Consider the following 11967-nt stretch of genomic DNA (forward strand, 5'->3'; position numbering starts at 1 on the left):
TCATATGAAAGTTTACGAATTAGAACAAAAGATTGGTATTGAGTGTTATTTTACAACCACTAGTGGTACTGGTGGATCACTGAAACAAATAATAGAAGACTTTGAAGTAAATGAGGTCACTAACCGAGAAGAAGGCAAGTCTGGAAAATATCTAATACTTGAACTAAAAAAACATAACTGGGATACACATCATGTCATTCGTGAGATCTCAAGAAGATTGCGTATAAGTCAAAAAAGAATCACTTTTGCAGGAACTAAAGATAAGAGAGCTATAACAACACAAAAGATCAGTATATCAGATTTAGACGCATCTGAAATAGAAAATATTAACTTGAAAGATATTAAGCTAAAAGTACTTGGCCGTTCTAACCGTTCAGTAGATCTTGGAGACCTTATAGGCAACGAATTCAAAATAACTATACGTAATATAGATCTAAAAGAAGATGAATTAAATACAGTTTTAGAATCAATCACTGACGAGATAAGTGAATCTGGTGGTGTCCCTAATTACTTTGGGATACAACGATTTGGATCAATTCGTCCAATCACTCACCTTGTTGGTAGAGAACTTGTTAAAGGAGATACTGAAAGTGCAGCCCTTACATATATCTCAAAACCATTTCCCAACGAACCCGAAGATACAGTTAATGCGAGACAATTTGTAGCCGATACAATGGATTTTGCTCAAGGCCTGAAAACATTTCCTGATCATTTAAGGTACGAACGAACAATGATGCACCACCTAGTTACCCATCCTGGAGATTACGAAGGTGCTTTCCTGATCCTTCCCAAGAACCTTAGACGTATGTTCATCCATGCATACCAATCTTACATTTACAACAAAATACTTTCTGAACGAATTAAGCAAGATTTACCTTTCAATAGAGCCACAGTTGGGGATATTGTCTGTTTTAAGAACAGTGATGGTTTCCCAGATACCTCAAAAACACAAAAAGTAACAGAAAAGACCATTCATGGCATCAATAATCTTCTTAAAAGAAACCGTGCATTCGTAACTGCACCATTAATTGGTTCGAATACAGAATTCGCATCAGAAACCCCTGGCGAAATCGAACAAGAAATATTCAAACACACTGGGACTTCTCAATCCAATTTTGCTAATATTCCTGTAGAAGGTCTTTCCTCTAAAGGTATGAGACGTGAAATATTACTCCAAACCATACCTAAATACGAAGTAGATGAAGATGAGCTCAATAATGGCAAATTAAAAGTAATACTGAATTTCAAGTTGCCAAAAGGAAGTTATGCAACAACTGTTTTAAGAGAATATATGAAAGTGAATCCACTTCAAATGTCTTAAACAACCCCTATGCTAAAAACATAGGGTATTTACGCTCTACTTATAAAAAAAAATCTTTACTAACAGTCAAGTTAATCAAAAAAATTTAACTTGACTTTGAACGGTCAATCATTGCTTCAACAAAAGATTTGAACAATGGTGAAGGTTTTCCTGGCCTTGACTTGAATTCTGGATGAAATTGACATCCTACATAAAAACTATGTTCAGGTATCTCTGCAATCTCCATCCTTCTCCCATTATTAACACCCGAAAATATCATACCATTATCTTCTATCTGTTCAATGAAATTAGGATTTACTTCATACCGATGCCTGTGGCGTTCCACTATATTCTTATTACCGTAAGATTCCATTGCAATAGAACCTTCCTTTAACACAGCATCATAGTCCCCAAGTCTCATGGTAGCACCCATATCTATTACAGATTTTTGTTCCGGTAATATGTCAATTACAGGATGGGGAGATTCTGGATCGAATTCTGTACTATTAGCTCCATCCAATCCAACTACGTTACGAGCAAATTCTATAATGGCTACCTGCATTCCTAAACATAGACCAAAATAAGGTATATCGTTCTCCCTTGCATACTTGACTGCAGCGATCTTTCCTTCAATACCGCGTTCACCAAATCCGCCGGGAACTAATATTCCATCATATTCGGATAATTGTTCTGCACCTGTTCCTCCGTTACAGAACTTTTCTGCATCTACCCATGACATCACTACTTTAGCTCCACATTCTATAGCAGCATGTTTTAGAGATTCGGTTATGCTCAAGTACGAATCTTCAAGATCAATATATTTTCCTACAATCGCTAATTTTACACTTCCTTTCATCTCCTTCATTTTTGCAACCATATCATGCCATGACCGATCCTCGCTCTTCTCAACAAGTTCAAGCATATCTATCATATACCTTGTAAGTCCCTCTTCTTCAATGTATAGAGGTACTTCATAGATATCCTCAGCGTCATGAGCACTTATTACTGCATCTTCTTTCACATCACAAAATAAAGCGATTTTTGACCTTGTAGCTTCTAGTAAAGGTTCCTTACACCTTGAAACAATTATATCTGGAGTCAATCCGAGCTGTCTTAGTTCTTTGACTGAGTGCTGAGTTGGTTTTGTTTTCTGGTCACCTTGAGAATCACTTGGGACAAGTGTCACGTGCACAAATGCAATATCTTTCTGTTCCTCCTCCCTATGCATCTGTCTAACAGCTTCCAGGAAAGGCATACTCTCAATATCCCCTACAGTCCCACCAATCTCTATCAAGCAGATATCAGCACCACTCTTTTCAGCTACCCTTCGTATGCGTTCCTTAATCTCATTGGTAATATGTGGAATTATCTGAACTGTCTTACCAAGATATTCACCTAATCTCTCTTTTGAAATAACTGACTGGTAAACTTGGCCTGTAGTTATGTTATGTTCCCTTGTGAGTTCAGTATCAAGAAAACGCTCATAATTGCCAAGATCAAGATCAACTTCACCACCGTCCTTTAACACAAAAACCTCACCATGTTGGAATGGACTCATAGTCCCTGCATCGATATTGATATAGGGATCTATCTTTATTGCAGTCACATCATAACCCTTATTCTTCAGGATCCTACCTATGGACGCTGCAGTGATCCCTTTTCCAAGTCCACTCATTACACCGCCAGTAACTATAATATATTTCATGGAAAACAACTACCTCATAATAATATGGAAAAATTAAAGCAATTTTATCAGAATATAAGACATCAATGACGTGAACGCTATTGCTAGAACAACTGCTAGATAAAACAGAGCTAGTGTCCCTGATTCAAATGATGTTTGGTAAACTAGGTATAATACTATCAAAAATACACTTACTATAACAAAAATAAAAAAAGCTTTCAAGTAATTTAAGTCGAATTGATTTAAAAACGATACTGATATTCCACTAAAATGTTTACTCTTTGTTCCTTTGTTTTTTTTAGTAGCAATACTGGATATACTATCACCATGTACCTCGTCTAAATCCTCATCTTCATCCTCGTAATCATACCTTTCGTCAAAAGAAGCGGTTCCTATATTCACTTGAAAACCTTCGGTCTTAGAACCATACCCCATTGTAACATTGATAGTACCAGTATTCATTAACCGCCCCTCTGCTGGTATTCTTACAACCACCGGCACATATTCTTCATGTGTAACATATGGTTTTTCTTCAAGAATAGAGACATTCTCTTCAATTGATGGATCTACTGAAAGATGTACATGTGTTGGCGACCCGTAATTTATCAGGACAATTTCAAAGCTCTGTTCATCGCCTGGGTTCATTGGAATATCCACTATCTCATAATCGAACTCTACCGAATTCACGCCCAGACGATTGATATGAACATACTGCAAAACTATCACACCTATAAGAATTACTCAATATTAATTATCGGTTTTCTGGAGGTAACATGTTAGGAATACCGTCATCTATTGGATAATCTATATTACACGCATTACAAGAAATAATACCTTTGACCACCTCAGTATCATCCTCCTCCATTACATTCAGAACAAGATCACCCTTACAAACAGGGCAAGCAAGTATATCCATAAGTTCTCGTTTCACCTTGATTCACCAGCCGAACAAATTATTTACTCCTAATATCAAACTTTTGGTAAATACTATTATTAACTATTTCATTGTTTCCATGTTAACTAGCAATCTACAATTAATGTATATAGATCAATAATAGAAAGGTTTACTAAAGCATTTCTTCTAAATTTTATTTAGTCACGCTGAAGTAAGAAGACCACCGTTTTTAAACGATGGATGAATTACTTCTGCAGATAGTATGCCTTTCATCGCCAAGCTTACTTAAGAAGAGTTCTAAACTAAAGTTAAAATCAATTCATTAATATCCTTTGCACATAACCAGTTATTAACTTAGACCGTGGAGTGTTCAAACATTTTAGATATGGATGTAAACATATTCGAAATTTTTCTTAGAGTAGTAGATTTTGCTGTACCCATAGTTATCATGATCTTTATAGGGTTAATGGGTGCAGGAATGCTGATAGAGCTTGGGGTCATGAAGAAATTTTCAGGTATTGCTCGTCCATTGTTCAAGTACACTAATCTACCAGATTCATGTGCATCCACTTTCCTTGTTGCACTTGGATCAACGGTTGCAGCAAATAGCATGGTATTAAAGTTAAAAGAAAGCGAGTGTCTAGAGAACAAAGAGGTTATACTCTGCGCTTCGCTCAACAGCACCCCCGCCTATTTTCGAGAAATACTAACATACCAGATACCTATCGTATTACCAGCACTTGGTCTGATAGTGGGTGGGTTCTATGTAATGGTTTTCATCATTACAGCTATTGTTAAAGTATCAATAATCGTGATTCTTAGCAGACTGTTCCTCAAAAAGAACAAATGTATGGTACCAGAGTCTGAAAATAACAGTAAAGTTGGACTAAAGATGGCTTTTCTAAACGCATGGGAGAGGGAAAAGAAACTTTTCATCAAAATAGCTGTCATATATCTTGCAATGACAACACTGGTTTTCACGCTTCGTGATATGGGTGTGTTTGAGATATTCAGTGCATTACCATTAGCGCAACTTTTCGGTATTCCTCCAGAAAGTATAGTGCCATTAACAAGTTATATCGCTAGTCCAATACTTGGAATATCTTTACTTGGACCTATGATACATGAAGGTACTATCACAGCAATTCAAGCAATGATCATATTAATGTTGGGGAGTATGTTCATGATACCTTTCTTTGGTCTCAAGTCACTATTACCACGATACATTTCTATCTTTGGTGTGAAGACGGGGATCACCATAGTCTCATTTTCATTATCAATGACATTAGGTGTAAGATTTGCAATACTAATAATATTATTACTTATAGCTGCATGAAAAGTTACAGAAATCAATTAGTCAAAAAAAAGAAAAAGAAAAAGAAAAAGGAAGGATTCGAATTACAAGAATTAGTGGTGACCTGAGTCACCTGGCTCTTTCTTATCAAAAACGTCCTTACATGCTTGCAAGCATACTGCACAAATATATGAAGTCTCTGGTTCATTTCCCTTTGAGAAAGATGGGATCTCAATATCAACGCCAAAAAGCATTGTATACGCAGCACACATTTCACATTTACCACATGTACCAGTTGGTTTCTCCGATTCAGATAATACCTTCTCTGCGGTCTTGTTAAGTGATTCCAGGCACGTATCGCAGATCCCAGCCCAAATCCCCATAGGACTATGCGAGATGAACCTTGGTCTGATAATCGAATTACCTGGTGATTTGCATGCACTGCTCGAACCAAAAGATGATGAATCATCTTTTGGCACGAAAATCTTGACGTTGTTAAGAGTTGGTAATGCTACTCCACATAAATCACAATCTGTCATATTTTATTCCTCCATCAGATCAAAAGCACATTCGCAGCTTCGGATGCCCAGTATATGAACGGTTCTGGCCAGATACCTATAACCAATACAGCCACAAGTGCAAGTATCATTGCAATTGCATATGGAGCAGGTTCTGTAATCCTACCACCTTCTGTAGGCATGAAGTACATGTACTTAATCACCCTAGCATAATAGAACAGTGATATTGCACTATTTAATATTGCAATAACTGCAAGCCATACAAGTCCTGCCTCGATTGTCGAGGAGAATAACACGAACTTACTTACAAACCCAGCAGTTGCTGGTATTCCAGCCAATGCGAGTAAGAATACCATTAGTGCGAATGCTGTAATTGGCATCCTCTTAGATAAGCCTCTAAAGTTATCTATATGGTCAGTATCACGTGCATCTTTGTTACCTACCAATATCATAAATCCTACTATTGCCACTGCTATGAAAGCACCAGCTTTCATGAAAGCGTGTGACAGGATATATAATATACCACCTGCAAGAGCAGTTGGTGTAAGTACTACAAACGCCATTGAAATGTATCCTGCCTGTGCTACTGAAGAGTATGCTAACATTCTCTTAACACTATCCTGAGATAATGCTACCACATTACCCAATGTCATTGTAATAACTGCAAGTACTGCAAATATTGTCTGCCATTCAGCATTGAGTGCAATAAGTGCAACTATTATCACCTTAAAGGCAGCAATGAATCCCATTTTCTTGGATGCACCTGCAAGGAGTGCAGATATCACCGAAGGTGCACCTTGATATGTATCAGGTGCCCACATATGGAATGGTACCAATGACATCTTATAACCAAACCCAGCGATCAACATCACAATAGCTACAATCCCTATAGGATTATCTACAAGCAAATGTGCATTAGCTGCTATTCCTGGAATGTTAGTAGTACCGGTCATACCATATACATACGACATACCAAACAGCAAGAACGCAGATGAAACTGCACCTATAATGAAATACTTCATTGAAGCTTCAAGCACTTTAATGTTCTTCTTTTCAAACCCTACCAATGCATATGTAGCAAGTCCTGCAAGCTCGAATCCTAGGAACAGTGTGATCAAGTCGTTTGATGAAGAAACTACCATCATACCTATGATCGCAAGAAGTAAAAGTGCAAAGAACTCTTCAGTGTTCCTATCCTCACTGACATATTTCACAGATGCTATTGAGACAAGTAATGCTACTGATAAGAACACGAGTTTGAATACCTGTGATAATGGATCTATCACCATTGTATCATAGAACATTGAAGCAGATGTCTTGGCTAGCATTATGCTCATTGTAAGAGCAATCGCCATTATAATTCCAGCAACTGAAATAAAACCTAATGCAACTTTATGTTCTGTCTTTAGATACAAACCTGCAACTAGCACTACAAGTGCAGTAACAGCTAGAATAATCTCAGGTGCTAATAGCAATATATCTTCCATATCTTCACACCCCCGCCGTGGCCATAAGGCCAACTATCTGTTCTGCATTCGTTATTATCATATCCATTACCGGGCTTGGATTCAAACCAAAGTACAATGCCAACAAAGCGAATACCGCCATTGAAAACGTCTGTAAATTGGTAATATCCCTTATTTCGTTTCCAAGTTTTTCGTTATAGACCCCAAACATAGCCCTTTGTAAGGCCCAAAGGTGATAAGCTGCCGTGATAACAATTGCTATCAACGCAACTAAAACATAACCTGGCAGGGATATGTAGGAGAAGTTCAGTACAGTAAACTCAGCAATGAACCCACTAAATCCTGGTAGACCTAAATATGCCATGAAACCAGCTACCATAAGGAATGCTAGTTTAGGCATCTTTTGAGCTAGTCCTCCGAGCTCTGATATAAGTCTTGTACCAGTACTTGTCTGGATCGCACCTATTGCCATAAACATCAAACATGTGATTATTCCATGTGAGAACATCTGGAACATTGCTCCGGATACTGAAAGGGGTATCAGTGCAACTGCCCCAAGTGTAACAAAGCCCATATGGCTCACACTTGAAAATGCAATCATTCTCTTAATGTCATCCTGTGCAAGAGCCAAAAATGCCCCATATATTATACTCAATACACCAAGAGCTGCAAGAACTGTTATCATCAGGTCAGCACTGCCTGAGAATGGTAACATTGGTAAAATGAACCTGAACAAGGCATATGCACCCATCTTTGACATTATCGCAGCCATTAATATAGTACCTGCAGTTGGTGCCTGGACATAAGCATGTGGTAACCAGCTATGGAACGGTACTGCTGGCATTTTCACAATAAATCCAATCAACAATGCAATAAATATCATTGTTCTTGCAAGTTCTGATTCGAATAACTGATATTGTGAAAGTAGAGTGGGTATATCAAATGTAGTGATTCCTGCCTGGAAATAAGCTCCAAAGAACAATCCAAATATTCCAAGAAGCATTACGAGTGATGCCACGTGTGTATAAAGCAAGAACTTTATCGATGCATACGCTTTCTCGGGTCCGCCCCACATGTTGATCATGAAGAACATTGGTATTATACTCAATTCCCAGAACACGTAGAACAAGAAAAAGTCCATTGCAGTAAACACTCCAATGACCCCTGCATATGTTGCAAGTATCATTCCATAGAATTTACCTGGATTCTTTGATTCGTTCCATGAATAAAGGACTATCAATGGAATCACTATTGAAGTTAGCAGCACGAGTGGCATTGATATCCCATCTACTGCAACTGTGTACGAGACACCAATTGATGGTATCCATTCAAATGTGTCAACAAACTGTAGTGCAGCTGATTGACTATCAAAGTTGAAGAACATGTATAAGGATCCTACAAGTGTCACCACTGAAGTCACTAATGCTATGATCCTCGCATGTTCTTTTGTTTTTGTGAATATCGTAACTATAGCACCTATAAGTGCTATCAAGATCATGAGGGAAATTATCGGAATCATTAGATTACCTCCACGATCAATCTAAACAGTATGATCAACAGTCCTACCCCTGCTACTACAGCAGCAACATAGTTCTGGACCACACCTGTCTGTATCTTTCTCATAAAGTTACCAGCTGACATTGTAATTTTACCTATTCCATCTACTATAGTATCAATGAACTTGCGGTCAAAGTAATCAGCTGAAAGACTGATCAATTCATAAACTATTCTTGTAGCAAGTAATTCAGTGAATATCTTGTGTTGATAATACCTGTTATACAAGAGCTTGTATACAGGATTCTCTCGAGATACCACTTTACTAACATCTATTACCTGTTTGTAGTACAGGAGATAAGATATCAATAGACCAGCCACTGCCACTATCACCGGCAACCATAGAATGAACAAGGGTTCAGGACCGTGTTCGAGTACAAGGTCATAGTTTCCAAGTGTTGCCAAATGTTCTATGTTCAAACTGATCACATTATTATCAAACGTACGTTCCATGAAAGCGATGAACGGTTTGAGTGTCAATGCACCAAATACTAGAGAGAACACTGCTAGTATCAATAATGGAACTGTCATGATAGAAGGTGCTTCGTGTGCTTTTGCGTTATTCCTTGACTTCCCTGTAAATGTCATGAAGAACAAACGGAATATGTATATCGATGTTAACAATGCCGCAAGTATTGCGAAAATGTATGGTATCCAGTCATGTGAATATTCTCCAAACACGAACGCAGTTTCAATTATAGCATCTTTACTGAAGAACCCACTAGTACCAATAGATGTACCAGGAATACCAAATCCAGCTAATGCAAGTGATGCTACTAACATGGTTCCCGCAGTTATTGGCATTGCTTTTAGCAATCCTCCCATCTGCCTCATATCCTGTGTACCTATGGCATGTATCACACTACCTGCACAAAGGAACAGTAAAGCTTTGAAGAATGCGTGATTGATCAAGTGGAACATTGAAACACCTATTGCTTCAAGTCCTACTACTGCACCCATTCCAAGTCCAAGTACCATATAACCTAATTGACTTACTGTAGAGTATGCCAATACACGTTTAATATCGTTCATGACCAGACCCATAGTAGCTGCAAACAATGCAGTGAATCCACCAAGGTATGCTACAATTATCAAGGCATCTGGTGCAGAAAGGAACATAGGGAATGTCCTGGCAACCAAGTATACACCTGCAGTCACCATTGTTGCTGCATGGATAAGTGCAGAAACTGTTGTTGGGCCTTCCATAGCATCAGGAAGCCACACATGTAATGGGAACTGTCCAGATTTACCAATTGCACCACCAAAGAACAGTAATGCAATTATGGTCAAGTGGCTCACTTCCATCCCTAATATAGTGGCATTCATTGCAGCCAGCGCATCGATATGATTGAACATTTCACTGAACTGTAATAGATACACACCTTCTGGAACCTCACCGTGGAAAGCTTGGAACAGACTTGCAAACAGTATAATAATACCTGCAAGGAACATCACATCTCCAACACGTGTTGTCAGAAACGCTTTCTTAGCAGCTGCTGCTGCTGATGGTTTCTGGTACCAGAACCCTATCAGTAGATATGAACAAAGACCTACAAGTTCCCAGAAAATGAACATCTGTAATATATTATCTGATAGAACCACACCAAGCATAGCAGCTGTGAACAATGACGTTTCAGCAAAGTATCTTGGTTTTGCGGGATCATGTTCCATGTAACCAATAGCATAAATGTGGATCAATAAACTCACAAAAGATACCATGGTCAACATCACTGCAGCCAATGGATCGATCAGAATACCCAAATTGAATATTGCAAACCAGTGTACTGACTGATGTATGACCTGGTCAGGGTTCTGTAATATATTGATAGTTATAAGTAATGATATAATGAAAGATGCACCAATTGCACCAATTGGAATCAATGCACCGCCAGAGTATAACCTCTTTCCAAAGAAAAGAGTGATAACAAAAGCAAGTGCTGGTAGAAGTGGTATTAGAAATGCGAAATCTCCTATATTCATGGTTACCACCTCAGTATATTAATCTCATTGAGCTCGATATCATCTCTAATTCGATATATTGCTAACATTATAGCAAGCCCAATCGCTGCTTCTGCTGCAGCCAATGCAATCACGAACAAGGCAAACACCTGTCCTGTTATATCATGACTATATGCAGAGAACGCTACAAGATTTATGATCGCTGCATTGAGCATCAGTTCTATACACATCATTAACCTGATACCGTTATTCAGTGTCATCAGGCCATAGAGACCTATTGAGAAAATAATTGCTGATAAGATCAAATAATGTTCAAGTCCAATCATTTGTCAACCTCCTTTCGTGCAAGATATATCGCACCTATCAACGAGGCCAATAATACCAGTGCTAGAACCTCAAATGCAATCACGTGTTCTGTGAATAACATTAACCCGATCTTTTCAATATTACTTGGATCCGCAATATCTGCTAGAGGTTTATCCATTACAGGAAATGAAGTTCCTATTAGAGATACAACGACCACTGCCAAGAACAATAATGTAATCAATAAACTACCTGGGTTTGAAGGAAGTAGTTTTGATATGGATGCTAGCGCCTTACCTGGATCATCTAACATCGTTATCACTTCCGATTTCTTTTTTAGTCAACATTATAGCGAACAGGATCAATACACCAATTGCACCTACATATACCAGTACTTGTATGATACCAAGGAAATAGGCATTCAATACCATATACAAACCTGCTACACTGAACAGGGACAATATGAGGGATAATCCTGCACGCACTATATTCTCTGCTTTGATCACAAAGATAGAAGAAACGATCAAAATAATTGCAAATATTGCAAATGCTATTAATTCTCCAAAAACGTACATTTTACTGTTCACCCTCCTCATCTTCAACAATGACGACCTCACGTGCCAAAATATCAGGCGTGCATAAAAGGTCCTCATGTTGCCACGTTACAATTCCTTTTGCACAGACCTTAGTACTTGAAAGAGCTTCTTTTGGGCACTGATCAATACATAGACCACAGAACATACAATGTCCAATATCTATCTCAGGGAACCATCTCTGTTTTTTACTGTCTTTATTGATCCTAGCCCTAACGACTCTAATTGCTTCATTCGGGCATGTATTAGCACAAATACCGCAACCAATACATGCCTCTTTATCAAGTTTTTGTAGTCCCTTGAACCTATCAGACATCTCTGTATCATGTTCGGGATATATTCGAGTCACAGGGGACTTATAGAAGTTCCTAACAGAAACTAATAGATTTTTCAATACCATA

13 protein-coding genes are annotated in these 11967 nt (G+C 38.2%); 2 read left to right on the top strand and 11 right to left on the bottom strand.

What is annotated here, in order from left to right; all coding sequences use genetic code 11:
• Positions 1-4 precede the first annotated feature (4 nt).
• The gene (gene truD / locus J2T59_RS01185) at positions 5-1321 is read left to right on the top strand and encodes a tRNA pseudouridine(13) synthase TruD (RefSeq protein ID WP_259133229.1); all 1317 of its coding nucleotides are present in this window, start codon (positions 5-7) and stop codon (positions 1319-1321) included.
• 85 nt (positions 1322-1406) lie between these two features.
• Here the strand turns inward: truD and pyrG are convergent, their stop codons facing one another.
• From pyrG to J2T59_RS01200, 3 genes are read right to left on the bottom strand one after another with little or no spacing between them, the layout of a single operon-like run.
• Positions 1407-3005, bottom strand: coding sequence for a glutamine hydrolyzing CTP synthase (gene pyrG / locus J2T59_RS01190; RefSeq protein WP_259133230.1), 1599 nt, complete (start codon positions 3003-3005; stop codon positions 1407-1409).
• Positions 3006-3038: 33 nt separating this feature from the next.
• Complete coding sequence (locus J2T59_RS01195; RefSeq protein WP_259133231.1) at positions 3039-3701, bottom strand: DUF7524 family protein; 663 nt, start codon at positions 3699-3701, stop codon at positions 3039-3041.
• A gap of 34 nt (positions 3702-3735) precedes the next feature.
• The gene (locus J2T59_RS01200; RefSeq protein WP_259133232.1) at positions 3736-3915 is read right to left on the bottom strand and encodes a methytransferase partner Trm112; all 180 of its coding nucleotides are present in this window, start codon (positions 3913-3915) and stop codon (positions 3736-3738) included.
• A 349-nt stretch (positions 3916-4264) separates the two neighbouring features.
• Between J2T59_RS01200 and J2T59_RS01205 the strand changes: the two genes are divergently transcribed.
• Complete coding sequence (locus tag J2T59_RS01205) at positions 4265-5215, top strand: nucleoside recognition protein (RefSeq protein WP_259133233.1); 951 nt, start codon at positions 4265-4267, stop codon at positions 5213-5215.
• Between the two features lie 71 nt (positions 5216-5286).
• Here the strand turns inward: J2T59_RS01205 and fpoO are convergent, their stop codons facing one another.
• The 8 genes from fpoO to fpoI are packed head-to-tail and all read right to left on the bottom strand — an operon-like array spanning position 5287 to position 11966.
• Positions 5287-5712, bottom strand: coding sequence for a F420H2 dehydrogenase subunit FpoO (gene fpoO, locus J2T59_RS01210; RefSeq protein ID WP_259133234.1), 426 nt, complete (start codon positions 5710-5712; stop codon positions 5287-5289).
• A 14-nt stretch (positions 5713-5726) separates the two neighbouring features.
• On the bottom strand, positions 5727-7178 hold the full coding sequence (locus tag J2T59_RS01215; RefSeq protein ID WP_259133235.1) for an NADH-quinone oxidoreductase subunit N: 1452 nt from the start codon (positions 7176-7178) through the stop codon (positions 5727-5729).
• A gap of 4 nt (positions 7179-7182) precedes the next feature.
• On the bottom strand, positions 7183-8676 hold the full coding sequence (locus tag J2T59_RS01220) for a complex I subunit 4 family protein (RefSeq protein ID WP_259133236.1): 1494 nt from the start codon (positions 8674-8676) through the stop codon (positions 7183-7185).
• Positions 8676-10691: a F420H2 dehydrogenase subunit FpoL gene (gene fpoL / locus J2T59_RS01225; RefSeq protein WP_259133237.1), complete on the bottom strand. Its 2016-nt coding sequence runs from the start codon at positions 10689-10691 to the stop codon at positions 8676-8678. The genes J2T59_RS01220 and fpoL overlap by 1 nt, the downstream gene beginning before the upstream one ends.
• A 2-nt stretch (positions 10692-10693) precedes the next feature.
• Positions 10694-10996 carry a F420H2 dehydrogenase subunit FpoK gene (fpoK, locus tag J2T59_RS01230; RefSeq protein ID WP_310572645.1) on the bottom strand — a complete coding sequence of 101 codons (303 nt, stop codon included), beginning with the start codon at positions 10994-10996 and terminating at the stop codon, positions 10694-10696.
• Positions 10993-11286: an NADH-quinone oxidoreductase subunit J family protein gene (locus J2T59_RS01235; protein WP_259133238.1), complete on the bottom strand. Its 294-nt coding sequence runs from the start codon at positions 11284-11286 to the stop codon at positions 10993-10995. Before J2T59_RS01235 ends, fpoK begins: the two co-directional genes overlap by 4 nt.
• On the bottom strand, positions 11276-11548 hold the full coding sequence (locus J2T59_RS01240; RefSeq protein WP_259133239.1) for an NADH-quinone oxidoreductase subunit J: 273 nt from the start codon (positions 11546-11548) through the stop codon (positions 11276-11278). Before J2T59_RS01240 ends, J2T59_RS01235 begins: the two co-directional genes overlap by 11 nt.
• 1 nt (position 11549) lies before the next feature.
• Positions 11550-11966, bottom strand: a complete 417-nt coding sequence (gene fpoI / locus J2T59_RS01245) for a F420H2 dehydrogenase subunit FpoI (RefSeq protein WP_259133240.1) — start codon at positions 11964-11966, stop codon at positions 11550-11552.
• Position 11967 lies beyond the last annotated feature (1 nt).

The sequence above is a fragment of the Methanosalsum natronophilum genome, assembly GCF_024808815.1.
Taxonomy (GTDB): Archaea; Halobacteriota; Methanosarcinia; order Methanosarcinales; family Methanosarcinaceae; genus Methanosalsum; species Methanosalsum natronophilum.